At 61.8% G+C, this 23,765-nt stretch carries 33 protein-coding genes and 1 pseudogene; 21 read left to right on the top strand and 13 right to left on the bottom strand.

All coding sequences use genetic code 11. The annotated features are described in order from the left end of the window. Nucleotides 1-131: 131 nt before the first annotated feature. Together ACVWYQ_RS11585 and ACVWYQ_RS11590 are read left to right on the top strand one after the other, a co-directional pair. Nucleotides 132-341 (top strand): hypothetical protein, encoded by a 210-nt coding sequence (locus ACVWYQ_RS11585; protein ID WP_404539414.1) that lies wholly within the window; start codon nucleotides 132-134, stop codon nucleotides 339-341. A 191-nt stretch (nucleotides 342-532) separates the two neighbouring features. Next, a complete protein-coding gene (locus ACVWYQ_RS11590; protein ID WP_456725618.1) occupies nucleotides 533-2,044 on the top strand; it encodes an FAD-dependent monooxygenase in 1,512 nt (503 codons plus the stop codon). A 591-nt stretch (nucleotides 2,045-2,635) separates the two neighbouring features. On the opposite strand, the gene ACVWYQ_RS11595 is transcribed toward ACVWYQ_RS11590, so the two are convergent. The 3 genes from ACVWYQ_RS11595 to ACVWYQ_RS11605 form a co-directional block, all read right to left on the bottom strand. Beyond that, nucleotides 2,636-3,820, bottom strand: a complete 1,185-nt coding sequence (locus ACVWYQ_RS11595) for an AHH domain-containing protein (RefSeq protein ID WP_456725619.1) — start codon at nucleotides 3,818-3,820, stop codon at nucleotides 2,636-2,638. 378 nt (nucleotides 3,821-4,198) lie between these two features. Next, nucleotides 4,199-4,849 carry an imm11 family protein gene (locus ACVWYQ_RS11600; protein ID WP_456725620.1) on the bottom strand — a complete coding sequence of 217 codons (651 nt, stop codon included), beginning with the start codon at nucleotides 4,847-4,849 and terminating at the stop codon, nucleotides 4,199-4,201. A 288-nt stretch (nucleotides 4,850-5,137) separates the two neighbouring features. Beyond that, the gene (locus ACVWYQ_RS11605; RefSeq protein WP_456725621.1) at nucleotides 5,138-5,875 is read right to left on the bottom strand and encodes a DUF4261 domain-containing protein; all 738 of its coding nucleotides are present in this window, start codon (nucleotides 5,873-5,875) and stop codon (nucleotides 5,138-5,140) included. A 301-nt stretch (nucleotides 5,876-6,176) separates the two neighbouring features. On the opposite strand from ACVWYQ_RS11605, the gene ACVWYQ_RS11610 reads away from it, so the two are divergent. Continuing rightward, nucleotides 6,177-6,353, top strand: coding sequence for a hypothetical protein (locus tag ACVWYQ_RS11610; protein WP_404539403.1), 177 nt, complete (start codon nucleotides 6,177-6,179; stop codon nucleotides 6,351-6,353). Here the strand turns inward: ACVWYQ_RS11610 and ACVWYQ_RS11615 are convergent. After that, nucleotides 6,331-6,504 carry a hypothetical protein gene (locus ACVWYQ_RS11615; protein WP_275511453.1) on the bottom strand — a complete coding sequence of 58 codons (174 nt, stop codon included), beginning with the start codon at nucleotides 6,502-6,504 and terminating at the stop codon, nucleotides 6,331-6,333. The two genes, ACVWYQ_RS11610 and ACVWYQ_RS11615, sit on opposite strands and share 23 nt — an antisense overlap. Before the next feature lie 329 nt (nucleotides 6,505-6,833). Between ACVWYQ_RS11615 and ACVWYQ_RS11620 the strand changes: the two genes are divergently transcribed. Together ACVWYQ_RS11620 and ACVWYQ_RS11625 are read left to right on the top strand one after the other, a co-directional pair. Further along, nucleotides 6,834-7,034, top strand: a complete 201-nt coding sequence (locus ACVWYQ_RS11620) for a hypothetical protein (RefSeq protein ID WP_109142994.1) — start codon at nucleotides 6,834-6,836, stop codon at nucleotides 7,032-7,034. Next, the gene (locus tag ACVWYQ_RS11625; RefSeq protein ID WP_157283845.1) at nucleotides 7,031-7,255 is read left to right on the top strand and encodes a hypothetical protein; all 225 of its coding nucleotides are present in this window, start codon (nucleotides 7,031-7,033) and stop codon (nucleotides 7,253-7,255) included. The genes ACVWYQ_RS11620 and ACVWYQ_RS11625 overlap by 4 nt, the downstream gene beginning before the upstream one ends. Here the strand turns inward: ACVWYQ_RS11625 and ACVWYQ_RS11630 are convergent. From ACVWYQ_RS11630 to ACVWYQ_RS11640, 3 genes are all read right to left on the bottom strand, one after another. Then, nucleotides 7,249-7,518: a DUF6894 family protein gene (locus ACVWYQ_RS11630; protein ID WP_271544271.1), complete on the bottom strand. Its 270-nt coding sequence runs from the start codon at nucleotides 7,516-7,518 to the stop codon at nucleotides 7,249-7,251. The two genes, ACVWYQ_RS11625 and ACVWYQ_RS11630, sit on opposite strands and share 7 nt — an antisense overlap. Before the next feature lie 119 nt (nucleotides 7,519-7,637). After that, a complete protein-coding gene (locus ACVWYQ_RS11635; protein ID WP_109142991.1) occupies nucleotides 7,638-7,886 on the bottom strand; it encodes a hypothetical protein in 249 nt (82 codons plus the stop codon). A 619-nt stretch (nucleotides 7,887-8,505) separates the two neighbouring features. Beyond that, on the bottom strand, nucleotides 8,506-8,838 hold the full coding sequence (locus tag ACVWYQ_RS11640; RefSeq protein WP_456725622.1) for an Ig-like domain-containing protein: 333 nt from the start codon (nucleotides 8,836-8,838) through the stop codon (nucleotides 8,506-8,508). 322 nt (nucleotides 8,839-9,160) lie between these two features. On the opposite strand from ACVWYQ_RS11640, the gene ACVWYQ_RS11645 reads away from it, so the two are divergent. Continuing rightward, complete coding sequence (locus ACVWYQ_RS11645) at nucleotides 9,161-9,418, top strand: DUF3551 domain-containing protein (protein ID WP_456725623.1); 258 nt, start codon at nucleotides 9,161-9,163, stop codon at nucleotides 9,416-9,418. A gap of 114 nt (nucleotides 9,419-9,532) precedes the next feature. Beyond that, on the top strand, nucleotides 9,533-9,877 hold the full coding sequence (locus ACVWYQ_RS11650) for a response regulator (protein WP_404539395.1): 345 nt from the start codon (nucleotides 9,533-9,535) through the stop codon (nucleotides 9,875-9,877). 35 nt (nucleotides 9,878-9,912) lie between these two features. Here ACVWYQ_RS11650 and ACVWYQ_RS11655 read toward each other — a convergent pair whose 3' ends face one another. Beyond that, on the bottom strand, nucleotides 9,913-10,104 hold the full coding sequence (locus tag ACVWYQ_RS11655; protein WP_456725624.1) for an SANT/Myb-like DNA-binding domain-containing protein: 192 nt from the start codon (nucleotides 10,102-10,104) through the stop codon (nucleotides 9,913-9,915). 201 nt (nucleotides 10,105-10,305) lie between these two features. Beyond that, entirely contained in the window at nucleotides 10,306-10,533 is a 228-nt protein-coding gene (locus ACVWYQ_RS11660; RefSeq protein WP_135161900.1) for a hypothetical protein, read from the bottom strand. A 132-nt stretch (nucleotides 10,534-10,665) separates the two neighbouring features. Here ACVWYQ_RS11660 and ACVWYQ_RS11665 point away from each other — a divergent pair, with 132 nt between their 5' ends. The 6 genes from ACVWYQ_RS11665 to ACVWYQ_RS11690 all read left to right on the top strand — a co-directional run bounded on the left by ACVWYQ_RS11665 (nucleotide 10,666) and on the right by ACVWYQ_RS11690 (nucleotide 15,209). Continuing rightward, a complete protein-coding gene (locus ACVWYQ_RS11665) occupies nucleotides 10,666-10,863 on the top strand; it encodes a hypothetical protein (RefSeq protein ID WP_456725625.1) in 198 nt (65 codons plus the stop codon). Nucleotides 10,864-11,016: 153 nt separating this feature from the next. Beyond that, nucleotides 11,017-11,337, top strand: a complete 321-nt coding sequence (locus tag ACVWYQ_RS11670) for a hypothetical protein (protein ID WP_275511456.1) — start codon at nucleotides 11,017-11,019, stop codon at nucleotides 11,335-11,337. A 37-nt stretch (nucleotides 11,338-11,374) separates the two neighbouring features. Then, on the top strand, nucleotides 11,375-12,007 hold the full coding sequence (locus ACVWYQ_RS11675) for a hypothetical protein (RefSeq protein WP_456725626.1): 633 nt from the start codon (nucleotides 11,375-11,377) through the stop codon (nucleotides 12,005-12,007). Nucleotides 12,008-12,228: 221 nt separating this feature from the next. After that, nucleotides 12,229-12,414 (top strand): hypothetical protein, encoded by a 186-nt coding sequence (locus ACVWYQ_RS11680; protein ID WP_057028642.1) that lies wholly within the window; start codon nucleotides 12,229-12,231, stop codon nucleotides 12,412-12,414. Between the two features lie 150 nt (nucleotides 12,415-12,564). Next, nucleotides 12,565-13,851 (top strand): NRAMP family divalent metal transporter, encoded by a 1,287-nt coding sequence (locus tag ACVWYQ_RS11685; protein WP_456725627.1) that lies wholly within the window; start codon nucleotides 12,565-12,567, stop codon nucleotides 13,849-13,851. Nucleotides 13,852-13,991: 140 nt separating this feature from the next. Then, entirely contained in the window at nucleotides 13,992-15,209 is a 1,218-nt protein-coding gene (locus ACVWYQ_RS11690; protein ID WP_456725628.1) for a mandelate racemase/muconate lactonizing enzyme family protein, read from the top strand. A gap of 206 nt (nucleotides 15,210-15,415) precedes the next feature. Here ACVWYQ_RS11690 and ACVWYQ_RS11695 read toward each other — a convergent pair whose 3' ends face one another. Together ACVWYQ_RS11695 and ACVWYQ_RS11700 are read right to left on the bottom strand one after the other, a co-directional pair. Beyond that, entirely contained in the window at nucleotides 15,416-15,694 is a 279-nt protein-coding gene (locus ACVWYQ_RS11695; RefSeq protein WP_036007648.1) for a hypothetical protein, read from the bottom strand. 294 nt (nucleotides 15,695-15,988) lie between these two features. Further along, nucleotides 15,989-16,198: a hypothetical protein gene (locus ACVWYQ_RS11700; RefSeq protein WP_036007651.1), complete on the bottom strand. Its 210-nt coding sequence runs from the start codon at nucleotides 16,196-16,198 to the stop codon at nucleotides 15,989-15,991. Nucleotides 16,199-16,530: 332 nt separating this feature from the next. On the opposite strand from ACVWYQ_RS11700, the gene ACVWYQ_RS11705 reads away from it, so the two are divergent. Further along, nucleotides 16,531-16,947, top strand: coding sequence for a hypothetical protein (locus ACVWYQ_RS11705; protein WP_036007763.1), 417 nt, complete (start codon nucleotides 16,531-16,533; stop codon nucleotides 16,945-16,947). A 263-nt stretch (nucleotides 16,948-17,210) separates the two neighbouring features. Here the strand turns inward: ACVWYQ_RS11705 and rocF are convergent, their stop codons facing one another. Then, on the bottom strand, nucleotides 17,211-18,188 hold the full coding sequence (rocF, locus tag ACVWYQ_RS11710; protein ID WP_456725629.1) for an arginase: 978 nt from the start codon (nucleotides 18,186-18,188) through the stop codon (nucleotides 17,211-17,213). A gap of 259 nt (nucleotides 18,189-18,447) precedes the next feature. Here rocF and ACVWYQ_RS11715 point away from each other — a divergent pair, with 259 nt between their 5' ends. The 5 genes from ACVWYQ_RS11715 to ACVWYQ_RS11735 all read left to right on the top strand — a co-directional run bounded on the left by ACVWYQ_RS11715 (nucleotide 18,448) and on the right by ACVWYQ_RS11735 (nucleotide 20,969). Then, a complete protein-coding gene (locus ACVWYQ_RS11715) occupies nucleotides 18,448-18,708 on the top strand; it encodes a hypothetical protein (protein WP_271544249.1) in 261 nt (86 codons plus the stop codon). A 186-nt stretch (nucleotides 18,709-18,894) separates the two neighbouring features. After that, nucleotides 18,895-19,155, top strand: coding sequence for a hypothetical protein (locus ACVWYQ_RS11720; protein WP_271544247.1), 261 nt, complete (start codon nucleotides 18,895-18,897; stop codon nucleotides 19,153-19,155). Nucleotides 19,156-19,223: 68 nt separating this feature from the next. Continuing rightward, nucleotides 19,224-19,445 carry a hypothetical protein gene (locus ACVWYQ_RS11725; protein WP_271544246.1) on the top strand — a complete coding sequence of 74 codons (222 nt, stop codon included), beginning with the start codon at nucleotides 19,224-19,226 and terminating at the stop codon, nucleotides 19,443-19,445. 762 nt (nucleotides 19,446-20,207) lie between these two features. Continuing rightward, nucleotides 20,208-20,423 (top strand): hypothetical protein, encoded by a 216-nt coding sequence (locus tag ACVWYQ_RS11730; RefSeq protein ID WP_036046393.1) that lies wholly within the window; start codon nucleotides 20,208-20,210, stop codon nucleotides 20,421-20,423. 342 nt (nucleotides 20,424-20,765) lie between these two features. Continuing rightward, nucleotides 20,766-20,969, top strand: a complete 204-nt coding sequence (locus tag ACVWYQ_RS11735; protein WP_271544240.1) for a CsbD family protein — start codon at nucleotides 20,766-20,768, stop codon at nucleotides 20,967-20,969. Nucleotides 20,970-21,023: 54 nt separating this feature from the next. On the opposite strand, the gene ACVWYQ_RS11740 is transcribed toward ACVWYQ_RS11735, so the two are convergent. Further along, nucleotides 21,024-21,173 (bottom strand): hypothetical protein, encoded by a 150-nt coding sequence (locus tag ACVWYQ_RS11740; protein WP_456725630.1) that lies wholly within the window; start codon nucleotides 21,171-21,173, stop codon nucleotides 21,024-21,026. A 265-nt stretch (nucleotides 21,174-21,438) separates the two neighbouring features. Here ACVWYQ_RS11740 and ACVWYQ_RS11745 point away from each other — a divergent pair. Continuing rightward, nucleotides 21,439-22,789, top strand: a pseudogene (locus tag ACVWYQ_RS11745) (transposase). 131 nt (nucleotides 22,790-22,920) lie between these two features. Beyond that, nucleotides 22,921-23,367: an SgcJ/EcaC family oxidoreductase gene (locus ACVWYQ_RS11750; protein WP_271544236.1), complete on the top strand. Its 447-nt coding sequence runs from the start codon at nucleotides 22,921-22,923 to the stop codon at nucleotides 23,365-23,367. The last annotated feature ends 398 nt before the right edge of the window (nucleotides 23,368-23,765 follow it).

Below are 23,765 nucleotides of genomic sequence, written 5' to 3' on the forward strand. Positions count from 1 at the left end.
CCGCCGCGGATTGCGTCCCGCGCGGGCCAAGTCAAACTCGTTTCGATGATGCCATTCTGCCAGTGTTTTGCCCGACGTGTCAAACGAACGAATTCGCGCAAGCCGCGTTGGACAATCAGGAGCGACCGGCCATGACGATGAAGATGACCTCACCCGGCACATCGCAAGACGACACGTCGCGAGATCGTCCGCCCTCAAAGCCGCGCATCGACAAGGAACACTCCACGCAGATCGTCGAAGACGCCGGCGCGACGGCGGATGACGGCCGCGATCTCGCGCATGGCGAGGGCGGCAGCATCGATCTGCCCACAAAACCCGGCGATATGTCGAAGGACGATTGAGCTGCGCCACGAGCGGCGCGCATCTCGATGATGCCATTTTGAAGGTGTTTTGCCCGACGCGTCAATCGACAGCGCGCAAATCGCAAAGCCCCTCCTCCGAGCTCAATATGTGGTGCGCATGGGACTTGCTTCAAGCCCCCGGCGATCGCGTAAGACCTCTCGGCCTGAACAATCAGTCGAGGGGTCACGACATGCCTTTCCCGCTTCCGACGTCCCGGCCGCGAGCAGAACGCGCAACTGCCACCGGCCATGATGTCATCATCGCCGGCGCCGGCCCGACCGGCTTGATGCTGGCCGCCGAGCTCGCGCTGGCTCGAGTCGACGTCGCCTTAGTCGAGCGGCGCGCGAGCCAGGACATCGCCGAGACGCGCGCCGGCGGACTGCACGCGCGCAGCATCGAGATCCTCGATCAGCGCGGCGTCGCCGAGCGCTTCCTGCGCGAAGGGCAGATCACCCAGCTCGCTGGCTTCGCCTGGACCAGGCTCGACATCGGCGATCTCCCCACCCGCCATCCTTACGGGCTCGCGCTGCGGCAGAACCAGATCGAGCGCCTGCTGGCCGAATGGGTCTCCGAGCTCGCGGTGCCGATCTATCGCGCCCGCGAGGTGACGGGCTTTGCGGAAGACGACACCGGCCTCGACGTCACGCTGTCCAGCGGGATGCGCCTGCGCGCGCTTTATCTCGTCGGCTGCGACGGCGGCCGCAGCGCGGTGCGCAAGAGCGCCGGCATCGACTTCCCCGGCTCAGAACCTTCGCTCAGCAACCTCATGGCCGAGGTCGAGATGCGCGAGCCGCCGGAGTTCGGCCTGCGTCACGACGCGCTCGGCTTCCACGGCCTCAGCCAGACCGAGAGCGGGCGCGTGCTGGTCGTCGTGACGGAAGCCGAGCTTGCGCGCAGCGGCGAGCCGAGCTTGCGCGATCTCAGCGCGGCGCTCGAATCCGTCTACGGCACCGATTTCGGCGTGCACAACCCCGCCTGGATCTCCCGCTTCACCGACGCGGCGCGGCAGGCGGCGTCCTATCGCAGGGGCCGCGTGCTGCTCGCCGGCGATGCCGCCCACATTCATCATTCCGTCGGCGGCCAGGGCCTCAACCTCGGTGTGCAGGACGCGGTCAATCTCGGCTGGAAGCTGGCGCAGGTGGTGGGGCGCACCTCGCCCGAGAGCCTGCTCGACACCTATCACGGCGAGCGCCATCCCGTGGCCGCGCGCGTGCTAAAGAACACCATGGCGCAGATCGCCCTGCTCCGCCGCGGCGACGACGGCCGCAAGGCCGCGCGCGAGGTGATCGCCGAGCTGCTCGCCATGGACGAGCCGCGACAGCGCCTTGGCGCGATGATGAGCGGGCTCGACATCGCTTACGACCTCGGCGCAGGCCACGCGCTGCTCGGCCGCCGCATGCCCGATCTCGATCTCGTGGCGGGCGGGCGGAAGCTACGATTGTTCACGCTGCTGCACGGCGCGCGCGGCGTGCTGCTCAATTTCGGCAAGCGCGGCAGCATCGACATCACGCCCTGGGCGGATCGCCTGGAGTTCGTCGATGCCGATTACGACGGCGCCTGGCAGCTTCCGGCCATCGGACCGGTGGCTGCGCCGAGCGCGGTGCTGGTGCGGCCCGATGGCCATGTGGCCTGGGTAGGCGACGAGAGCCAACGCGGACTTGTGGAGGCGCTGACGCGGTGGTTCGGGCCGGGTGGCGCGTAACGCACGAACGTCTCTGCGCCGCCAAAACAAACAAGCCCGCGGCAGATCCGCGAGCTTGTTCCGAATTTTTCGATGATGCTATTCTGCCAGTGTTTTGCCCGACGTGTCAAATGACGGCTCTCGCTTCACCACAGATGTCATTCGGACCGAAGCAAAGATCGTATCCAGCGCGAGAACCATTCCTCACTGTCGGTCTGCGGATTGACGGGCCCATCCACTCCAAAGATGGGTGGAGGAATGAGGTAGCTCGGCTCGTCTGCAAACACGCCGATCGGCTTGCTCGGTTGCGGCTGCTGGCCGCCAGCGGTCGGGACGGTCCAACTGCCAAACCGCCCATCGAATTCGGTGAATGGTAGATACGGGACTGGCGCACTGCCCGTCGTGAACACGTTGCCCGCATTCGCCTCATTTACACGGGCGAGACGGCGAACGTCTTCAGGCGCGACTGATCCTGCGACAGATGTGGACGCTGCTGGGGGATTTTTCGCGGGCATGGTGCCAGCTGCGGTAGTGGTCCACTCCCCGAAGCGATCTGCAAAAGTGCCAGCGGGCACCTCTGGATCAAACGGGGAAGCGCCGCCCAGCTGCGGGTTAGGGGTCAATGGTGTCAAAACGCCCCTGATGCCAGTCGCGTTGCCAAGGTTGGTGTCCATTATTCACTGTGTTCTGCGCAGGCGCTCCCGTCGAGAACACTCCTCCGCCAGGAGCGGCAGCCCCCATCGTCGCGCCGGAACGACTTTCCTCCGCGTTGGCAGCGCGCGTAAACGCCAAAATGCCTCCAATGCCGAGCAGCCAGGGAAGGATAGAGGGAGCTAGGGCGGCGGTGGCAGTCCCTCCAGCCGTCAAAGCAAGTGCATTGATTGCATTACGCACCACAGGCGTGCCGCCTGCCAACGGATTGTCGTAATATTGATACGTCACTCCTGAGTGCGGATCGGATTGGAGCACCAGCGGATCTGCCGGAGCGGCCGTTGTCGGAGGCAACTGACCGAACCGTTTTTCATCGGGGCCCGGTGCCGGAAAGGGTGGAAGCGCGCCTGTGAAGCGTGGATCACTTCGCGTGAACCCTTCCGACTTGTTCAACCACTGGAGGGAAGGAGGAACGAGAGGTGGAGGCGAAGGAAGGTCAGCCGGGTTGGCTGAGGTCGTCGGTGGGATCTGAAAAACATCGTCGACAGGTGCAAATCGGGAGTACGGCGTTCCGCGCAGATGTTTATTCTCCGACGTGATATTGACGTTTGGATTCCGCTCAATTGCCTCGCTGAGCAACTTCTCTCTTTGAGCATCGCCTAATATTGCAGACCAAAGCTGTAGATGGTCTTGTCCGGCCTGCAAATTCCTCCGTTCACTCTCCCGAAGATCTTGATGCAGGTCGGCATAGCGCTCAACATACAACTCGTTTTTCTTGATGACTTTATTGATACCCTGCTCAACCTCTTCCAGAGTTTTGCCGGTGGGCAAGTTTGTGTAGAGATCACCGTTGGCGAAGCCAATGCGCATTGCATCCATGAGTGTTCTTATCTTCACCGCACGAATTTCCGTCTTGGGCTCATTGGCGATTCGATCGAGGACGCATTCGATGGCGTCGTAATAAAGCGGCGTATGCCCACCCGGATGGGGCGATATGTTCATACCGGCGGCGAGCTGATAATCCACCGGCAGATAGATCCCATTCGCGGGGGAGTAAACTCCCAGTGTTTTCTGATCGACTCCATCAAACGCAGGATGATCGTTGAACCTTTGCGAGATCATGTGGTGATAGGCTAAAATCGACATGCTGCCCCGATGCGGATTGCTTAGGTGATTTGCGCTTGATCGGATTGCTCGAAGCCTGATCAAGTCTCAGATGCGGTTCAGCCACCGCATGCGACGCACAGGCGCCGGCTGCGCTCGCAGCTTCGGCGCCGTTAGGAGGCTGAAGAAATGCTTGTGAGGGTCTCGGCGACCTTCGCCGCCGTTTGGCCGCGCTTGGACGGCATCGAGCGCGGATCGGCACAGGCCGACCAGCGTCTGGAGCAACGCAGCGCCATCGAGGACGAACGACGGCGGATTGCTAAATCTCAGTCGGAGGTTGCGTTTGACTTATACGTCGCGGGTGCTTTCTTCCTCGAAAGGCATCCTGGCTCGGTAAGCGACGATCTGCAGAGAGCGCTCCTAAGATCTTCGGCGCGGGATCAGCGGGAGATCGGAGGCGTCTTCGAACAACATGCCCCGGAGGCCCGCCGACCTCCAGACATCCTTCAGAGCTTGATCACATATGAAACATCGTAAGGTGTACGCCATTCGGAATACGTGCGCATTGCCAACCAGTTCGTCCTTGAAAACGAGTTCGACATCATCGCAAAAATCGTAGACTTTTTGACCAAAAAGTAGAGAGCCTGGATCGTCGCGAATGCCGATGCTCAACCGCGATCGCTCCTCATCCAATGCATCGAGAGAACGGCGGACGTCGCAGAACCAGTAGCGAGGTCCGTCCCAGACCCCGCCTGGAACCTGGACCTCGCAAGCAAGAAAGGAAAACGCCTCGGGATCTATGGCCTCGAACACGGTCTTGGCCCGATCAGAGATGAGCCAGAACCAATACCAGGGCTCACAATCCCAAGGCCGACGCCGTCGCGAATTGAATGTGGCTCGTGGCGTCGGCCCCACGAAATCGGACAAGTGCCCGGGCTTGAGCAGAGAGGGACCGTCCTCCTCAGTGATCTCGAGACCACTCGGGTTGCCTTTTCGATAGAGCCTCATTCTGTAGAATCTGCGTTTCCGCGCCGAGAAACGTTTGTCCTGGTTTGCCCGTTCGTGGCTCATCTGAATGGCCCTTTATTCGGGGTCTGGGCGGAGATAAAATCTCGGCTCTGTCTTCCAAACAATAGCGTGGCGTGTTGCGACAGGAGGTCCAAACCCTTTTCGCGTGGACCAGCAGCACGCCTCCGGAAGCGAGGGCATACAGAACCTAAAAACAAAAGCCCGCAGAACCGCCGCGGGCCTCATTTGAATCCATCTTCATGATGCCATTCTGTCAGTGTTTTGCCCGACGTGTCAAAGCGATTTCCAGCGCTCCAACTACTGTTCGACACGCGCAAGAAGCTTTGCAGACTAGTGCTCGGATTCATCCGTACAATAAAACACGGGAAGACCTCCAAAGACGTCGGAGTTCTTGTAGCGAACCGCAATCCGCTCACTCGCACTTGCTCCGATCGTATCGCCGTCCTTCACCACGTTTCCGTTTTCGATCAGATACACCGAAAGTCCTGCCACCTTGTCGAACAACGCCGGAAGCGCGAGCTTACCGGTCACGAATTCGATCTCGCGGCCGACAAACGCGGACAAGCCCATCGTAATCGCTCCGATCTTCGCACCTGACCGGAACGGAAGAATGTCGACCCATAGTCTGAAGGGATAGTCCGGATACGGTGCGAGCGACCAGCGAGACGCATCGAGCCATAGATCGGCCGGCTGTGCCACCCGGCCCGCCCACACCACGCCGCAACATTCCGGCACGGTGGCAATCAATGCACCGATGACTGCAGTCGTAAGGCGGGCGGCGACCAGCGGCTGCTCAGATTTTCCGAGCAGCGAGACGATGATGTGGCCTTGATGGTTCGTTGCCACAGCCTCGCTTTCCGGCCAAGTTCGCGCAGCGCGCGCCCAAAGCCCCGGATCCTGCGGGATGGGCGCCGGCATCGACATGACCGCAACAAGCTCGTTGCCACAGCGGATGAGCGGCGAATTCGCTTGAGCCGGTTGCAGCTCGTCATCGTCCGGCGCCTCTGCTGCCAATTCCGGATGGCGGGCGTGAAGAACTTTGGCGACTGCTGACATGTCAGGCGTCATCGGTCTGCTCAACAGGACAAAAGAGAGAAGGGAGCTACTCATCAACGACCCCGCAGAAATTCCAGTGTGAGTCAAACTTCGGCTGTTCGCCCAGAGGTTGAAACAGAAACCTCTTTAGAACAAATAGGGAACAATGTCAATCGGCGTTGTCCGCCCGGGTGAGCGCAAGATAGAGGGGTTCACGCAACAACAAGAAATACCGCGCGCTGTCGCCAGAGTCACACCCGGGGAGCACCACCAGGAACAACCGGCAACACACCGCGTTGCACCGCCCATGCACGGATCAACGGACGATCCTTTGTTGGCGCGCGCCGATGCCGCCCTCCTCGAAGCAGAACGGCTTTGCCTCGCCCTGATACGTCAGCGCGCGATCGCCCGGACCATCTGTGACGGCGCGGAGCAAACCCGCACCTTGCAGGCCGGCCTGTTGCCGGCGATCGCGATTGCGCTGACGGTCAGCGCTCCTCGTTCGGCGTAGCGTCGCCGTCGCCCTGGAAAGGCTCGTGCGTCTTGCGTCCCAGAAACGTATCGGGTGGCGATTGCTTCAACAGCTCGCGGCATTCGCGCACGAATTGGCGCATGTATTCGGCCAACTCACGGTCGGCTGGCAAGGGCCGATAGACGGTCATCGCGGTGCTCCCTTCGCTTTGCAGGCGGGAGCGCGCTCGGTCTCTCAGCCACCGACGCCTACGGACGAAGCCTTTGGCCGGTGATGCAACATCAACTAACACAGGTCGCCTTTGCTCAATATTGAACTTTAGGACTCGCCGGGCACAAGATGAGTAAGCCACTCAACACGCTCAAATTTCGCCCGAAAATAAATCGGCGCGTCATATCAAATGATGTGACTCGCCACTGCAGAAGGCATAAGGTTAATCCATCACCGCAAGGCACCTGGCAGAGATCGGTGACGAGAACGCCAGTTGCGCTCCCGCCTACTTCAACGAGGGAGAACGCCATGCAAAAGCGGCGTCGTTTCAAACAGACCACCACCTTGCGCGAGAGACTCGCGGACGAAGCGGAGCGCTGCCGCGAGGAAGCGCGCAAGTTGACCCCTGGCCCCCGCCGCGACATGCTGCTGCGCCAGGCGCGCCGGGACGAAACCGCCATGCAGATCGATTCCTGGCTGCGCTCGCCCGGCCTGAGGGCGCCGACATGATGCAATATCGCGCTTATCTCGTCGGCGAGAACGGCGTCTTCCGCTCCGCCGAAGCGTTCGAAGCCCCGTCCGATTCCAGCGCGGTGGTCATCGCCAAAAAGTTCACGCGGCTCGGCAAGGTCGAGGTCTGGCAGCTCGGCCGAAAGATCGCCGTGCTGGAGTCGGAGCAATTGCGCCCGCCCCTGCCCGAGCCGTCCCGCCCGACGCTGACGCGTCAATGACCGCGTGAGCGCGGCCGCGACTTCAAATCTTCGATCTGGAAGCAGAACTTCACCTGCATGACGGGACCGCTGGCATCGCGCACGTCGATCGCCAGCTCCTGCCGGTCGCCGGTGAGCGGCGCGGAGAGCAGCGCATCACGCGCGAGGTCAGCGACCGACTTGGCCGCCTCGGCCTGAACGGCACGCGGGCTCGACAATTCCAGCCCCTCCTCGTCCAGCGCAATTCCCTTGTCGTCGCGAAGGTCGAAGTAATATCGGGCCATGACCGCATTCCTTTGGCCTATAGGCCCAAGAGCGGGCAAAGGTTGCTAGCGCGTCGAAAAAAATCGCTTGGGATCAATGAGTTCCGGGAACACGGGGGATCCGCGACCGTGGGCCGGCCTCACTCCTCGGCAAGCTTGCGCTCGATATAGGCGTCCACCGTCTCGGCGAACGAGCGCTGCACCCCGACGGCGGCATCGTGCTGGTCCAGCGCATCGCGTTGGAGCACGCGCAGGCCCCGCCCGCGCATGCTTAACGGTGCGGTGTTCAGGTACTGGTCGATGGCGCCCTTGGCAAGCGGGATGGCCTTGGGATCGCCCCTGGCGATCAGGAGCCTGAGCAGGCTCTGGCATTCGGCCAAGCCGGGCATGGCGTCTGTCACCTCGCTTGCGATTTCGGCTTCGGCCGCTGCGCCGGCTGGGTATGCGTTCCAAACAGCGCCAGCAGCAGCGCGACTTCTTCCTTCGAACCGATCTGGATCATGATTGTCTCTCCGTTTCGCTTGGTTGGTCGGCCCCGGCGGGCGCCGAGTTCAGGACGATCTGGTTTCAGCACTGTTTCAGACGTGTTTCGTCCGTGGGCTACACCGCAGCCTTCGGCGTGCTTGTGTGCAGAATTGAACGCTGATCCCGCTTTCGCCGGCCGGGTTTGCGTCTTACCCGTCGACAGCGGCCATCACATTTGAGAGCTTCCGCCGTAATTATCCTTCGAGACGCCCGCCTTGAGCGGGCTCCTCAAGGTGAGGACGACGTGCGTGGCTGCATTTTCAGAGGGCACTGACACGGACCAGTTTCGAGGCGCGTCAGCGCCGTCTCGAAGGAGAGGCGTGCGCGCTGGCCGCCGCTACGTATAAGGGAATGTCGGCTGTCGATGGTCAGGCGGACAACATCTGCTGGAGAAAGCTTTGTCGGTTTTGACCCGGATCGTGAGTTGCCAAGAGGCGCTGCGATGGTTCATTGGCAGCTGCTACTCTATCGTTGCATTCACCGTCATGACCGACTTGCCCGAGCCGTACGGACCCTTCCTTCACCATAGATGGCGAACGTATCGGTGCCCTTGTAGTTGGATGCCGCGGTGTACCTGAACGTCGTTACGTTGACTTGGCTGAGCTTGCCGTGCGCGGGCTTCCGGGCCACGCCCGAGCGATGCATCGCTCCCGGAATTCGCATCGGGAAATTGCACGTTTCGCCCGACTTGACCGCGAAGTAGGCGGTCATGTCCACGCCGAACACAGATGGGCTGCCGGTGACTCTGCACTCGGAGATAGCGAAGGCCGTAGCCGGCGTCAGGCTCAGGACAGCAGCGAGAGCGAATATCCGCATGCTCATCTCCTGGTGAGATCAAGCAGCATCCGAAGCATTGATCTCGAAGCGTCGGGATAACCATTGATTTGAATCAACATTCGATCTGCGCCGACCAGGCGATTGTACGGGCGGAACGGCGACTTCCGCTGGTGGCCCTCCCGCCTTCGCCTGTTGCGGACCATTGGGAGGAGCAATTCACTCCTGCGATCTCGCCTCTGCTGCACCGCGAACAGAACAACATCTCCTTGGTCGATGGCCAGCGCCCTGCGGATTGCCTTCGAGGCTCGCGTCCATTTCGGGATGTTCTATAGTCCGCCGACTTTGCATGATGGAGAATAAAATGCGATTCGCTTTGCTTATTGGGGCCCTGCTGCTGGGGCTTTCTTCAGCAGCAAAGGCCGGCCGCGACTATCCCTGGTGCGTCTTCGGTGGCAATGTTGGCTACCCCGGCGAGTGCATGTATGAAACGAGAGAGCAGTGCCTGGCCTCGGCATCCGGACGGTGGACCAGCTATTGCGATATCAATCCGCGCGTGAGATTCCAGCAGCAGGCGCCGCGCCCGGCCCGTCCGGCGACGAGACCAAGGTCCGATCGGTGAAGTAAGTCCAACGGACCTTTGTACCTTGGCAGTCAACGCGATCGGAGTGCCAAAGCGCCTTTGCCAGGGAACGTATCGGATTTGCCTAAGTTGACGGGCAAGGAGTTCTTGCCCATGAGTTACACGGTCTTGCTTGTCGATGATGATCCCAACGTGCGCGACGTACTCGCAAGCATGTTGGAGGACCTCGGCTGCAAGGTGGTTTGCGCCCAGAGCGGCGGCGAAGCACTCGACGCCTTACGGGACAATGAAAGCATTTCCATCCTGATGACGGACATCAACATGCCGGGCATGGATGGTCATGAATTGGCCGAACGCGCTCGACGCCTGCGTCCGGCCGTGAAGGTGCTGCAGGTATCCGGCCGGGAGCCGCGACGAGGCGGCCTTCCATTGCTCCGCAAGCCCTTCACCGAAGATGACCTGGCGCGCGTGATGCAGCAAACAACCGGTCTTTGCTAGGGCGGCGCGTTGATGATTATACGCCCCAGCGCGCGCTAATTGCCGCGCTTGGTCGGGGCGGAACCCAGCGCGATGCCGTGCTGCCAGGCGCGCACCCGCACCGCCGCTTCGGTCCGATTCAGCTCTGCGGCAATCTCGTCGGGCCGGCCTCCGGCTTCAGCCAGCGCTTTCAGCCGCTCATGCTCTTCCGCCGTCCACCTCTTCAGCAAGGGATAGCGTGATTGCATGGTCGGAGCTGGCTCACCCGTCATTCAAGTGCGACTATAATCGGCCGGGAGAAACGAAGTTCCTATCCCAAGCCGCGTGTGGCGGACCGGCCATAGCACGGGCTATGCGACATGGAGTTAGCAAAAGATAAGCCCGCGACGGATCGCTCCGCGCGGGCTTTGTTTCGAGCGCAGGCTCGGGTGAGACCTTCGCTCAGTGCATCAGTTCGACGTGCAGACCTTGACGGTCTTCATGCCGGCCTCGGCTTCCGACCTCGTCTTGTACACGGTGTCGCCGCTGACGACCGTCGTTTCCGTGGTCGTCGGCTTCGACTCGGTGATGGTGCACTTCTTGGTCTTGACGTCCTGCACCACGTAGAACGATTGCGCAAACGCGGGAGCCGCAAACGACGTCAGCACGGCGGCGGCAATGATCGTTTTGATCTTCATCGTGTGTCCTCCTCCAGCAGCCCGGTGATCCAGGCGTGTAGTCTACAAACGTCACCAATTGCCGCTTGTTCCCGGTTCTCAAGGCTGAACCAACTCCGCCCGATCGCGTTGGTGCGGAAACAGGAGGCTTCCATGCTCGACTTGCGGCTGGTGGCGACTTCGCTGGCGATGCTGCTCGCCCTGGTCAGCGTGGCGCTGGCCGAGCCCCCGAAGGACAAGGCCCCAACCGTCGTTCAAACCACAACCGACGCGCGCCCCATCCGCGTGATCCTTCCGGCGCCGTGGGAGCCCACCAAGGGCCAGGCCGAGTCCGTGCAATCTTCAAAGTAGCAAGGCACGGACGAGCGACGGCCGCACCTGCTCGACATTGTCGCTGCCGGATTGTCCCGACCGAAGCGCCGCAGCAAACTTCTCCTTCAGAATAGCAACCAATCCGACTCTCACTTGTTGTCGCCCGCACAATCACTTGCAGGAGACAACAACATGAAACGTCTGACAGTTCTGGCCACAACCTTGTTGCTGCTCGGTTCGGCGCCCGCCGGCGCCCAGTCGCAACCGGCGCAAAGCGGGCCGGGCAACAACGCCGTGAACAGCTCCGACCAGAACAACTCCAACGCGCCGGTCGCGGGCCGCAACAGCTTCACCGAAGGACAGGCGAAATCGCGGATCGAGGGCGCGGGCTATTCCAACGTCTCCGGCCTGCAGAAGGACAACGAGGGCGTCTGGCGCGGCAAGGCCGACAAGGCCGGCACCAAGACCGACGTCAGCGTCGACTTCCAGGGCAACGTCAACCCCGCCAAGTAATTCGCGCAAGAAATTCGCGAAATCAGGAGATCCAGACATGACGACGACCATCTCTCGCCTGTACGACAATTACGCCGATGCCGAGCGCGCCGTGACCCGGCTCGAAAGCGCCGGCGTGCCGCATTCCGACATCAGCCTCGTCGCCAACAATTCGGACAATTGGTACGGCTCACGCTCCGGCAAGGTCGCCGGCAAGGTCGATCGTGACCGCGACGGCGCCGACGATCGCGCCGAAGGCGCCGGCACCGGTGCCGGCATCGGCGCGGGGCTCGGCGGCGCCGCCGGCCTGCTCGCAGGTCTCGGCCTCCTCGCCATCCCCGGTCTCGGCCCGGTCGTCGCGGCCGGATGGCTCGCCTCGACCGCGGCGGGCGCAGCTGCCGGCGCGGCCACCGGCGGAATCATCGGCGCCCTGACCGAAGCCGGCGTCTCCAAGGAAGACGCATCGCGTTATGCCGAGGGCGTCCGCCGCGGCGGCACGCTGGTGTCCGCGAGGGTGCCGGACCAGGACCGCGCGCGCCTCGATGCGCTTCTGCACGAACGATCGGTCAACCTTCAGGAGCGCAGCGCCGCCTGGCAGAAGTCCGGCTGGAGCGACTTCGACGCCGCAAGCCCGCCCTTGTCGCCGGAGGATATCGTCCGCGAGCGCGAGCTCTATGGAATGCGGCGATAGGCAACAGAGCTCCGACACGAGAAAGGCCCCGCGATGCGGGGCCTTTTGATGTCGACGACCAGCCATCACGCCGGCACGGTCGATGGTGCCATCTTGCCGGTGTTTTGCCCGACGGGTCAAACTTTATCTCAAATGCCGCAAAGCGAATTGGCCGAAGTGAAATCTCTTCGCCTCATGCTGGGACATGTCGAATGGACGGGGGCAAGTCGGAGAGACCTTCGATGTATTACGTCGCCGCTGCATTGCTGGTGCTGTCGGGACTGTTCTATTCCGCGAGCCGTCATGAGCTCGGCCAATTCGGCGCGGACGTGTGCAGCTACGGCGGCACGTTCTGCGACAACCCGGTGGTTCTCTTCACCGGCGCGGCGCTGGCCGCCGCGTGGGGCATGTTCGTCAGCATCAGGTAGGCCGATGATGGCAATATAGCCCTGTTTTGCCCGACGGAGCAAACTCGACTTAGCATTTTCGGAAATCAGCCGCCCGCTTCGGCAGCGGGAACTTATGGTATTCGATTCGCATTTGCTAAAGACGACGTCCGCACCCGTTCGAGCCCGTTCATGAGCGACAGCGCCCTCACCCCGACGAAATCCGCGCCGACGCTGTTGCAACGGCTGGGCCCCGGCCTCATCACCGGAGCTGCCGACGACGATCCGTCGGGTATCGCCACCTATTCGCAGGCCGGCGCGCAATTCGGTTTCGGTCTGTTGTGGACCGTGTTTCTGACCACGCCGTTCATGATCGCGATCCAGCTCGTCAGCGCGCAGATCGGCCGCGTCACCGGCAAGGGGCTCGCCGCCAACGTCATGCGCGTCGCGCCGCGCTGGGCAGTGCTGGCGCTAGTCTCCATGCTGGTCGCCGCGAACACGTTCAACATCGCCGCCGACATCGCCGCGATGGCCGAGGCGCTCTCGCTCGTCATCGGCGGCCTCAACCACGAGCACGCGCTGATTTTCGCGGCCGGCTCGACCCTGCTGCAGGTGTTCGTGCCCTATCGCCGCTATTCGCCGGTGCTGAAATTCCTCACGCTGGCGCTGTTCGCCTATGTCGCGACCGCCTTCACGGTGCAGATTCCCTGGAGCACGGCGCTGCTCGCCGCGGTCTGGCCGAAGCCGAATGTCAGCGCCGACTATCTCCTGATGGTCGTGGCCGTGCTCGGCACCACCATCAGCCCCTACCTGTTCTTCTGGCAGGCCTCGCAGGAGGTCGAGGAGATGAACCAGGGCGAGCGCGACGAGCCGCTTCGCCAGCTCAAGCGCGGCGGCGATCACGAGCTCGACCGCATCAAGACGGACACCATCTCCGGCATGCTGCTCTCGAACGGCATCGCCTTCTTCATCATCCTGACCACCGCATCGGTCCTGCACGCCAACGGCATCACCAATATCGGCTCGGCGACGGAAGCGGCCGAAGCGCTGCGGCCGCTGGCCGGCGATTTCACCTTCGCCCTGTTCGCGACCGGCATCATCGGCACGGGCCTGCTTGCCATTCCCGTGCTGGCGGGCTCGGCGGCCTATGGCGTTGCCGAGATCTTCGGCTGGCGCGCCACGCTGGAGGCCAAGCCGGACGAAGCGGCCGGCTTCTACACCATCATCGCCGCGGCGACCCTGATCGGCTTCGGCCTCGGCTTCACCGGCATCGACTCGATCAACATGCTGGTGTGGAGCGCGGTGCTCAACGGCATCGTCGCCGTCCCGATCATGGCGATGATGATGCTGATCGTCTCGAACCGCACCATCATGGGCCGCTTCAGGGCCCGCTCCTGGCTGATCGCGCTGGGCTGGCTCGGCACCGCAGTCATGGCGCTCGCCGTCCTCGCTTTGCTTGGCTCGTCCGTGATCGGCTGACGAGAAGCGCTGCTTCGGACGCGCTGCCGCGTTGCATCGCTGCGCCCTTCCCGCCGCCCCGCGCTTGGCTTAACAATGCGGTCCGGGCCCGGCTCAAGATCGGGCTTTAAGAAAAGCCCGGCCGGGCGACAGGGAGCGACATGACCAAATCTTCAAAAGCAACAAGCCTCGAGATCCTCGCCTGCGATGCCGGCTGGAGAAACTATCATTTCGTCAAGCTGACGACCGAGGACGGCATCGTCGGCTGGAGCGAATTCGACGAAGGCTTTGGCTCGCCCGGCGTCGGCGCCGCGATCCAGCGCCTCTCGGCGCGGGTCATCGGGCAGAACGTCTTCCAGCACGAGCGCATCTTCGCCGAATTGTTCGCGGCGACGCGTCCTGCGGCCGGCGGCGTGGTGGCGCAAGCGCTCGGGGCGATCGAGAATGCGCTGCTCGATGCCAAGGCGAAATCGCTCGGCGTCCCCTGCTATGAGCTGCTCGGCGGCAAGATCCGCGACCGCGTCAGGGTCTACTGGTCGCATTGCGCCACGTGGCGGATCAATCACCCGTCCTGGTACAAGCCGGCGATCGAAACGCTCGACGGCGTCAAGGCGATGGGGCGCGAGGTGCGCGAGAAGAAGTTCACCGCGCTCAAGACCAACATCTTTTCCTATGACGAGGGCAGCAAGCCGACCGGCTGGCGGCCCGGCTTCGGCTCGCCCTTCGCGCCCGAAATCAACGTCGACCGCAAGATCCTGCGCGACCTGCGCATGCATCTGGAAGCGATCCGCGACGGCGCGGGCCCCGACGTCGATATCCTGCTCGACTGCAACTTCAACGCCAAGACCGAAGGCTACTTGAAGATCCTGCGCACCATTGCCGACCTCGACATGTTCTGGGTCGAGATCGACAGCTTCAATCCGGAAGCGCTCGGCTATATCCGCAAGCAGAGCCCGCATCCGATCTCGTCCTGCGAGACGCTGCTCTCCTTGCGTGAATTCCTGCCCTACTTCCACGCGCAGGCCATGGATGTCGCGATCATCGACACGCCCTGGAACGGCGTCTGGCAGTCGATGAAGATCGCCGCGGCGGCCGAAGCCTTCGAGGTCAACGTCGCCCCGCACAATTTCTACGGCCATCTCTGCTCGATGATGAACGCGCATTTCTGCGCCGCGGTGCCGAACCTGCGCATCATGGAGATCGACATCGATCGCCTGTCCTGGGACCGCGAGCTGTTCACGCACGAGCCGGAGATCGAGAACGGCCATCTCATCATCCCGAACCGGCCCGGCTGGGGCACCGAGCCGAACGAGGAAGCCTTGCGGGCTCATCCGCCGAAGACGAGTGGCGGGCTCCTCAACTACGGCCGCAAGGGTTGAGAGGAATGGTCTAGGTCGAATCGATTGCCACAGCTCGGCGTAACCTCTCCCGCTTGCGGGAGAGGTCGCGCCGGAGGCGCGGGTGAGGGCTTTCTCCTCTTGGGGATTGTCCCATTGCGGAAACAGCCCTCTCCCCAACCCTCTCCCGCAAGCGGGAGAGGGAGCGCACCTCCGTCTTTGCGCGATCAAACCTCATTCGTCGCGCTTTACGGCGTCACGGGATTGACGGTTGGAGACGTCTTCGGCCGCTGCGGCTCGATCGGCGATTTCGGATCGGTCGGGAGCACCAGGGCGCCAGCGGCCCGTGCCGCTTCGCCTGTGGTCGCGTACATCGCGACGTGGGCCGGCTGTGTCTTGGCCCGGCTCCACGGGCCGTGGTCGACGATCAGCATGGCCGCAATCGTCACGCCCGCCACGATCAACGCCATCACGCCGGGGTGACGCAGGGCTCTGGACATGGAGTACGCGAAGCGACCGTTTGCCATCGAAGGGTCCGCAATTTTCCTATCGCAGGTTAATTCGGTTGAGCCCCCTCCGGTTCCCCTCCTGTTGCGGCTCGTAGCGCTGGTCGATGCCGCGCCGGTCGTGGTCTCGCGCGAGGCGACGGGTTGCTGGATGGAGTTCCCGGCTCGGGCACTCCGGGCGCAAGCTCTATTCCTCGCACACGACGCGCAAAACCGTCACGATGGTCGCCGAGATGAGACATGAAATCGCAAGCAGGGTCCAACTCGGCCTCGTGCTCGTGCGGGCGACGCGGACAATGAGCATCTTCATGCACGTCAACATTCATCCCTGGGAAGGCGGTGCAGGTAGGCTATCCCGAAAGAGGCGAGCTCCTCGGTATCGCTTGGGTGCTCTTCCCACCTCCTCTGCAGATGGCGTTCCAGCAGACAGCGCCTTGTGTCGTGGGCGGCGACCTCGGGGTGCCGCGCCCGGTACACCGTCCAGGCGGTGTCCGCGGCGTTCTTCAAGACCATGTCGTCGTCCATGCCTGCTCTCCGGAAATCCGAACCTCGTGGCGTCCCAACTTAGGGACACGCTCCAAAGTTTCCGGTTTTTCCCGGTATTCGACCATTTGATGATTCAAGGCGATTTGATCGGATTCTGTCTCGGCGCGCCGCGCGCCGCTTGGGGCAGTCCCGAACCTCTCGGAGGCATTTGGCCGAACTGATGGGAGCGGCGGGCGTCGCCGTCCAGGCCCGAATTCTCGGTGACGCCGTCCCGACGCCGAGCACCCATTGGCTCTCGTCACCGGACAGCAGCAACCATTGCTTATTCTTCCCGTTATTCCCTAGGGCAATGTGATGTGAGAGGTATGTTGATGAAGAAGATTGCAATGTCAGCCCTGATGGCCGGCGCTCTAGGCCTGAGCTCGATCGCAGCAACGTCTCCCGCCGAAGCCCATTGGCGAGGTTGGGGACCTGGCATCGCCGGCGGCCTGGTCGCAGGCGCCGTCATCGGTGGCCTTGCCTCCTCCGCCTACGGCTGGGGACCCGGCTATGGCTACTATGGCGGACCCCGCTATTACAGTGCCGGTTACTACGGCGGCCCCTACGCCTACGACTACGGATACGACGAGCCCTATCGATGGGGCGGTGGCTACACCACCACTTACTACACGGCGCCCGTTTCCTACGGCTATCGCTATCGCCGCGTCGTGCGCCCCGCCTACGCCTATTACGGTGGGTCCTATCCGGTCGTTCGGCACCACTGGCATCGGCACCACCGCCATTGGTGAGAGCAGCCGATCAGGCGCCCCGAGAGCCGCGCTCGGACATGGGCGCGGCCTTTCGCTTGCAGGCCGGGCTAACGCATCTGAGAGTCTTCCCCGCGGCCATCCTTCGAGACGCCCGCTTTAAGCGGGCTCCTCAGGATGAGGACGGAGTGCGCGGCGGCAGTTTCAACGAGCGCTAATGCCAAATAGCCTCATCCTGAGGAGGCGCGAAAGCGCCGTCTCGAAGGACGAGGCGTGCGCACAGGCCGCCGTCTCAGACGCGCGCTTCACTCGCCTGGTGCGATGGCATTGCTCGGCGTCGGACGGTCGGTGATCTGCTGGCCGAACAGGCTGCCGATCAATTCGACCGCCGTGCGCGCGGTCCGACCGCGTTCGTCCAGGAACGGATTGAGCTCGACGATGTCGACCGATCCGACGACGCCGGAATCGTGCAGCAGCTCCATGATCAGATGCGCCTCGCGATAAGTGGCGCCACCCGGCACGGTGGTGCCGACGCCCGGCGCCACGGAAGGGTCGAGGAAATCGACGTCGAAGCTGACATGCAGCACGCCATTGCTGGCCTTGACCCGTTCGATGACGCGGCGGATCAGGACAGCCACGCCGAACTCGTCGATCTGGCGCATGTCGACGATCCGGATCCGGCGCGTGCGCATCAGCTCTTTCTCGAGCTTGTCGATCGAACGCGCACCGAAGAGATCGAGCTTGTCCGGGCCGATCGAGGCGCGCGGATCGTCGCCGAGCAGGCCGTCGAGCCCGGGCTCGCCGCACAGGAATGCGGCCGACATGCCGTGCATGTTCGCGGTGATCGTCGTCTCCGGCGTGTTGTAGTCGGCATGGGCGTCAAGCCACAGCACGAACAGTTCGCGGCCGCGCGCCTGCCAATGCCGCGCCATTGCATTGACCGACCCCATCGACAACGTATGATCGCCGCCGAGAAAGATCGGCAGCGCACCTGATGTCGCGATCTCATAGCCTCTGCGGCTCAGGGCGCGCGTCCAGCGCTGGATTTCGCGGTAGTGATTGGCCTTTTCGGGGGGCCGGTCGGTGAGCTCCCGGACTTCGGCTACGGACAGATCGCCATAGTCGACGACCTCGAAATCGAGGCTTTCCAGCAATGTCGCAAGGCCGGCGGTGCGCAACGCCGCAGGCCCCATCAAGGTGCCGCGCTGCGAAGCGCCCATGTCGATGGGAGCACCGAGCAAGGCGATGCGCCGGGCGCGATCCGTCATGGTCCGGTCGGTCACGGCTGTCTCCTGACGTCAGCAAGGTTCACTTTAGCCTAACAGAGATTCGCACCCGTCGTTTCCCGGGGAGCCCGCAGGTGGCCGCATATCTTCCGGAACAATATCCCGCGCGCTGAATTGCTCATTCAAGGCCGGCACCCGCCGTCAATCACGGCACCTGTCGCGGATAGCCAAAGGTCACCAGACCCGCTGTTCAAAACGAGCGCTCGCGCGGATAGCCAAAGGTGCCGGCTTCGATCATCACGCCTGGAGGTCGCCCTTGAGCACGGAGATACCGCAGTCCACGTCCGAACCCGGCATGGCCGAGCGTGCCATCGATACGGCCGCGGACGTCTCGCGGACCATCGGTGAAGTCGCCGGAGGCCTGCACGCAACGGTCAACCGTCTGACCTCGGCAGTCGAGGAGTCGCGCAAGCCCGGCGGTGCACTCGCAACGGTCGCAGCGATCACGCGCGAAGCACCGCTTGCGAGCCTGTTCGTCGCCTTCCTTTTTGGCGTCGCGGTCGCGCGCCGAAGGTAGCTGTTCTGCGACCGCCCCTAGTGAGACCGTCCTCCGTTGACTCGCTCGGCGCTGCGGTTCGGTCCCGGAGCCGATCTGAAGGCACTCCCCCCCCCCGCGGTGGCACTTGCCAACGGAAATCTTCACCTTAAGGGTCAAGCGCTGAGCCCGGTCGCGCACGGCGGGCTTGTACAAGCGGTCGTAGCGATGCCGGCCGTGCTGCTGTTGACGAACCTCAGCCCTCCCGCGTTGGTCATGACAGCGTCGGCGGCCGTGCTGTTGTTTCAAGACGGCCGCATTCATATCGAGAAGATCAGTGCAACGTTTCCTTACCAGCTTAAGGCCGGCGCCACAGAGTTTGGCGCTGGCATCGTCTATGCGGTCGAGAAGGGCTGGCTGATGCTTCACGAAAGCGGAACTTGCGTGAAGCTGCTCGCCCCCGGCGAAGATCTCCTCGCTTCACAATAGGAACATCTCCGTTCCGGATGCTTTCTGGAAATCGACGAGCCGGAGCTGGCGAAGCCGGAGGCGCGACCATGAAGCGCCACGCCATGAGCAAGTATTTCGGAAATGGGACTGGCCACGTACTGCGCCAACACAACAGTGCCGTGCTGCTGTTCAGGTGGCAGGGCAAGCCCGACGGATCGGCCCGCTATGCCGAGCACGTCAACCGCTACGTCCGCAATGGCGTGGAGTATCCCAGCCTTGCCGCCCTGCTCCGCGCCGTCGAGGCCGAACACGTTTCCAAGGAGACGTGATATGTAGCTGGCCCTCAGAACGTCCCTACGCTCTTCTCATTGGCTCAGATCAGACCCACGATGATCAAGACTCCGATCTCAATCATGAGGAGCGTAGCCGTTGCTGCGGAGATGAGAAAGCAATCACCTAGTGACAGGTGCATGATCTAGCTCACAATTTGCCCTAGAAGCGGCCCCTTACATCCTTGGAACAGGGCGGCAGGGCGGGATGATGGGACCGCTTCTAGGAGGTCCTTGACGCGTTCATCCGGCGCCAAGCGGTCCTCATTCTAATCCAACTTTAAATCTCGTCCAGCATTTAATTCATTTAAAATGGCGAATTATATTAATATTTAATTGCGCCACGATTTGAACGATGCAGCCGCTGGGAAAAGGGTTGCTTTACGGTGAGCGATTTATCTGCCCGAGCATGCGAGGGACGCAAGCTGTGGCTGGCCAGCCGCAAGCAAGCCACCCGAGGGCCTGACTGGATCCAAGACGATGGAATGCTGGCATGCATGACAACGAGCGCGTGCGGCTGCTCTCTCGCAATGGCACCGAGGGACCAGGCGGTACCCCTGGATCGATGAGGCGGCTCTGAAGCATCGCCAGACAAGGAACCCCAGCCCGGCGCCAGCGCAGTGCTCTGCGGGCTCAAGCAGCTTTAATCTGCCCTGCGCATGAGATTGGCTTTGGCCGAAAAGCGGTGGCGAGCGGGAACGTCGGGACGGAGCTGAGGTTGACCGAAAAAGAAGAGATTGGCGGCGCCAGCTGAGCACACTGATGGACAAGACCTTCGTCTATGATGCGTTGAGGCAGATCGAGCGCGATGTAGTTGAAGGAGAACGACGCCTTGCAGAGCAAGAGAGAGCGATCCTTCAGTTGAAGCGGGAAGGAAAGGATACCGCTACTGCTGAAGCAGAGCTGGACACATTGCGCAGAGCCCAGCGTGTTCTTGATCAGGACCGACAACGCCTCCTCTCGCTGTTACAGCCTTGAACGGGTGACGGCATTCGGCGCCGCTGTGCGTTAGAGCATCATCCGGAAAAGTGCGTAGCGGTTTTCCGAGAAGATCATGCTCAAACAATAGCGTGAAGCGCGATGACGATTCATCCTAATGGCATCGCGCTTTGGTGCATCGTGAAAATCGCTCCAGAGCCAAAGCTGACGCGAACCAATGTCCCTCAACGCTGTTGTTTGCGGGAGACCATCGCCCGCCGTTCTGTTGCGGCGCCGATCGCGGATAGCCAAAGGTCAATGCCCGCTTCTCCGAAGCGCTTGCGATAGCTAGCCAAAGCGGCGGTCTCGGCATCTGAAATGAAGTTCTAAGAGGAGGCCACCATGGACTGGAACCGCGTCGAAGGAAATTGGAAGCAGATCAAAGGAAAAGTGAAAGAGCAGTGGGGCAAACTCACGGATGACGACCTAGACACCATTGATGGCAAGCAAGACCAACTTGAGGGTAAGCTCCAGCAGCGTTACGGTTACCAAAAGGATCAAGCCAAAAAAGAGCTCAACGACTGGTTTGGTCGCCAGAAGTGGTAGTAGCCTAAAGCCCGCGGATACCAGCGGGCTTTCTTTTGTGTAGCGATTTGCGCTTCAAAGCTCCTGCGGCTTCATCAAGTCGCGGGCGGCACCCCGGTCTTCCGACGCGAGACGCGCTTCCTTCCGGTAAGCTGCGATACGCTGCGGGATGCTCCCATCATTGGCAAATTTTTCAGTCATGTCGCGCTCGTAAACTAAAGCCATTTACCGAAATCGGTGACGCTAGGCTTAGGCTGCAGATCAATCCCTAGTCAATTGGCAACGGTGTTGGGTGGGTCGAGCTTCATTTCGGCTTGAGTCACAAGCAGCGGGTCGAAGTGAGCACGGCCCCTCGTCCGCTCTGCCGCCGATAGCCGACATACAACAGTCTTGCCTTGTTCGGCTAAGGGCCGATTTTGTTGAAAAACGCGGCAGTTGCGACTCAAGGATAGCAGTGATTCAGTCTGTCTAATTGGCAGGACTGAAGATCATGATGGGGCATCAGCAAGTCGAGCAGGCTGCGTTGTTCTATGAGTTCTCGCTCGAGAAGCATATTCCCTCCGACCATCTTTTGAGATCGGTCGACAGGTTCGTCGACCTGCAAGAGATCAGGCGGGAGCTGGCACCTTTCTACAGTAGCATCGGCCGACCTTCGATCGATCCCGAGCTGATGATCCGGATGCTCCTGATCGGCTACTGCTTCGGCATCCGGTCGGAGCGGCGCCTGTGCGATGAGGTTCACCTCAATTTGGCCTACCGGTGGTTCTGCCGGCTCGGTCTGGATGGGGCGGTGCCCTCATTCGACCTTCTCCAAGAACAGGCATGGCCGCTTCCGGCAGAGCGACCTCTTCCGTCGCGTGTTCGAGAGCGTGCTGCGCCGCTGCATCGAGGAACGACTGGTCGGCGGTGAGGGATTTGCGGTTGATGCGAGCCTAATCAAGGCCGATGCCAATCGGCAGAAGGGCATCGAAGGCGATAAGGGACTTCCGCCGGAGGCTGCCGGCCGAGCAATCGATGAGTATCTGGCTGTCCTCGATGATGCCGCGTTCGGAGCGGCGACCGAGGTTACCCCGAAGTTCGTATCGCCCTCCGACCCGGCGGCGCGCTGGACGGGGGCGCACGGTGGCCAAGCGTTTTTCGCTTATTCGACGAACTACCTGGTCGACGTCGAGAACGCGATCATCGTCGATGTTGAGGCAACGACGGCGATCCGGCAGGCGGAGGTATTGGCCGCCAAGCGCATGATTGAACGATCGCTGGAGCGGTTTGATCTCTATCCGAGCCGGCTACTCGGTGACAGCGGCTATGGCTCGGCCGAGATGCTCGCTTGGCTGGTCTATGAGCACGGCATCGAACCGCACGTTACAGTCTTCGATAAGTCCGCCCGCACAGACGGTATCTTCTCGCGCGACGACTTCACCTATGACCATGCTGGCGACATCTATCGTTGCCCTGGTGGCAAAGTTCTTACCACCACCGGAACGTTGGTGAATGATGGTGCCACCATGCTTTACCTCGCCAGCAAGCGCGATTGTGATCGATGCGCATTGAAGGCTCGGTGTTGCCCCAAGCAGGCATCACGGAGGGTGCCGCGCTCCATCTACGAAGGCGCTCGCGACATGGCGCGCCAGATCGCCAAATCGTGGGAGGGAGGCACCTCGCGCCGGCTTCGCAAGAAAATCGAGATGTTGTTCGCCCACCTCAAGCGCATCCTCAAGCTCGACCGTTTGCGTTTACGAGGCCCGAACGGCGCGCGCGATGAGTTCATCCTCGCGGCCACCGCCCAGAACCTTCGAAAGATGGCCAAGCTCATCCCGATGCCCATCGCGAGGCTCGCATAGGGTCGATGGAGCAGTTCGGTCACGTCGCGACGGAGCTATTACAACAAAATACTGCCGGCCTTTTTCAACGGAATCGGCCAATAGGCGACTTTGAGTGTTATGATGGCTCCCTCCGTTCATGGGAGGGTTACATGAGGATTCTGACCAAAGCTCTATGCGTGGCGCTCGTTTCGATGGCAACGCCAACTCTCGCTAGCCCTGCAGAGGAGGCAAGCGCCGTGGTCGATCAGTGGTCGGCAACATACAGCGCCAATGATCGTAATGCACTGGTAAGACTCTATGCGCCGGATGCCCTTCTTCTCGGAACGACCGACCCGGTCGCGACCCGAGGCACGGAGGCGATTCGGGAGTATTTCGTTGCGCTTGATAAGGGTGGCCGCAGGAACACGATACAAGAGAAGAATGTAATCGTGCTCGGTGAAAACGCTGTCGTTGTCGCAGGATTTTATGACTTTGCCCGACAGGAACAACACTACGAACCCCGACCATCGCGTTTTACGTTTGTGGTTGTGAAGCGCGACGGTAAATGGGTGATCGCGCATCATCATTCGTCGCCACGCGCTGCTCAGCGGCAATGAGCAATACTGCCCTGAAGCTGTTGCGCCATTGAGTTGCGATCATAAAAACGAGTGGACCCGCGCCTAGAGTTCATCAGTTCGTCGATTTTCGGCATCGGTTAGCGTTGGCCCAGAGGTCTGCTCAGGGTCAAAGGCTGCCTTGAGCGGTCATAACTTTGGCGGGTCAACGCCCGACAGCTGACCTCGCGGCGCTCCGAGCTGAGGTCTAACACGGGCCATAAAGCGGAGCTTACGAAACCGCGCGTAAAGCCACCGAACCTTCCCCACAAGCGACGAGATGAATTGCGAACTCGATAGCCTCGCGACTGCGCGCTGGTTCCGCAATCGCAAAATTCTCGGAATGCTCTTTTCGTCCCGTTAACCTACTTGCAGCCGGTTGAGGAACGGACCCACAAATC

Source organism: Bradyrhizobium sp. USDA 3397 (assembly GCF_054060965.1).

Bases quoted from the DNA above. Each gene is read 5' to 3' on its own strand.
- ACVWYQ_RS11685 (WP_456725627.1), top strand. From the start codon at position 12,565: ATGAGCGACAGCGCCCTCACCCCGACGAAATCCGCGCCGACGCTGTTG.
- ACVWYQ_RS11625 (WP_157283845.1), top strand. From the start codon at position 7,031: ATGATGCAATATCGCGCTTATCTCGTCGGCGAGAACGGCGTCTTCCGC.
- ACVWYQ_RS11590 (WP_456725618.1), top strand. From the start codon at position 533: ATGCCTTTCCCGCTTCCGACGTCCCGGCCGCGAGCAGAACGCGCAACT.
- ACVWYQ_RS11690 (WP_456725628.1), top strand. From the start codon at position 13,992: ATGACCAAATCTTCAAAAGCAACAAGCCTCGAGATCCTCGCCTGCGAT.
- ACVWYQ_RS11700 (WP_036007651.1), bottom strand. From the start codon at position 16,198: ATGGACGACGACATGGTCTTGAAGAACGCCGCGGACACCGCCTGGACG.
- ACVWYQ_RS11735 (WP_271544240.1), top strand. From the start codon at position 20,766: ATGGACTGGAACCGCGTCGAAGGAAATTGGAAGCAGATCAAAGGAAAA.
- ACVWYQ_RS11680 (WP_057028642.1), top strand. From the start codon at position 12,229: ATGTATTACGTCGCCGCTGCATTGCTGGTGCTGTCGGGACTGTTCTAT.
- ACVWYQ_RS11675 (WP_456725626.1), top strand. From the start codon at position 11,375: ATGACGACGACCATCTCTCGCCTGTACGACAATTACGCCGATGCCGAG.
- ACVWYQ_RS11655 (WP_456725624.1), bottom strand. From the start codon at position 10,104: ATGCAATCACGCTATCCCTTGCTGAAGAGGTGGACGGCGGAAGAGCAT.
- ACVWYQ_RS11595 (WP_456725619.1), bottom strand. From the start codon at position 3,820: ATGTCGATTTTAGCCTATCACCACATGATCTCGCAAAGGTTCAACGAT.
- ACVWYQ_RS11585 (WP_404539414.1), top strand. From the start codon at position 132: ATGACGATGAAGATGACCTCACCCGGCACATCGCAAGACGACACGTCG.
- ACVWYQ_RS11670 (WP_275511456.1), top strand. From the start codon at position 11,017: ATGAAACGTCTGACAGTTCTGGCCACAACCTTGTTGCTGCTCGGTTCG.
- ACVWYQ_RS11660 (WP_135161900.1), bottom strand. From the start codon at position 10,533: ATGAAGATCAAAACGATCATTGCCGCCGCCGTGCTGACGTCGTTTGCG.
- ACVWYQ_RS11600 (WP_456725620.1), bottom strand. From the start codon at position 4,849: ATGAGCCACGAACGGGCAAACCAGGACAAACGTTTCTCGGCGCGGAAA.
- ACVWYQ_RS11630 (WP_271544271.1), bottom strand. From the start codon at position 7,518: ATGGCCCGATATTACTTCGACCTTCGCGACGACAAGGGAATTGCGCTG.
- ACVWYQ_RS11665 (WP_456725625.1), top strand. From the start codon at position 10,666: ATGCTCGACTTGCGGCTGGTGGCGACTTCGCTGGCGATGCTGCTCGCC.
- ACVWYQ_RS11695 (WP_036007648.1), bottom strand. From the start codon at position 15,694: ATGGCAAACGGTCGCTTCGCGTACTCCATGTCCAGAGCCCTGCGTCAC.
- ACVWYQ_RS11720 (WP_271544247.1), top strand. From the start codon at position 18,895: ATGCCGGCCGTGCTGCTGTTGACGAACCTCAGCCCTCCCGCGTTGGTC.
- ACVWYQ_RS11650 (WP_404539395.1), top strand. From the start codon at position 9,533: ATGAGTTACACGGTCTTGCTTGTCGATGATGATCCCAACGTGCGCGAC.
- ACVWYQ_RS11640 (WP_456725622.1), bottom strand. From the start codon at position 8,838: ATGCGGATATTCGCTCTCGCTGCTGTCCTGAGCCTGACGCCGGCTACG.
- ACVWYQ_RS11750 (WP_271544236.1), top strand. From the start codon at position 22,921: ATGAGGATTCTGACCAAAGCTCTATGCGTGGCGCTCGTTTCGATGGCA.
- ACVWYQ_RS11635 (WP_109142991.1), bottom strand. From the start codon at position 7,886: ATGCCCGGCTTGGCCGAATGCCAGAGCCTGCTCAGGCTCCTGATCGCC.
- ACVWYQ_RS11705 (WP_036007763.1), top strand. From the start codon at position 16,531: ATGAAGAAGATTGCAATGTCAGCCCTGATGGCCGGCGCTCTAGGCCTG.
- ACVWYQ_RS11725 (WP_271544246.1), top strand. From the start codon at position 19,224: ATGAAGCGCCACGCCATGAGCAAGTATTTCGGAAATGGGACTGGCCAC.
- ACVWYQ_RS11605 (WP_456725621.1), bottom strand. From the start codon at position 5,875: ATGACGCCTGACATGTCAGCAGTCGCCAAAGTTCTTCACGCCCGCCAT.
- ACVWYQ_RS11615 (WP_275511453.1), bottom strand. From the start codon at position 6,504: ATGACCGTCTATCGGCCCTTGCCAGCCGACCGTGAGTTGGCCGAATAC.
- ACVWYQ_RS11645 (WP_456725623.1), top strand. From the start codon at position 9,161: ATGCGATTCGCTTTGCTTATTGGGGCCCTGCTGCTGGGGCTTTCTTCA.
- ACVWYQ_RS11620 (WP_109142994.1), top strand. From the start codon at position 6,834: ATGCAAAAGCGGCGTCGTTTCAAACAGACCACCACCTTGCGCGAGAGA.
- ACVWYQ_RS11730 (WP_036046393.1), top strand. From the start codon at position 20,208: ATGGACAAGACCTTCGTCTATGATGCGTTGAGGCAGATCGAGCGCGAT.
- ACVWYQ_RS11740 (WP_456725630.1), bottom strand. From the start codon at position 21,173: ATGGCTTTAGTTTACGAGCGCGACATGACTGAAAAATTTGCCAATGAT.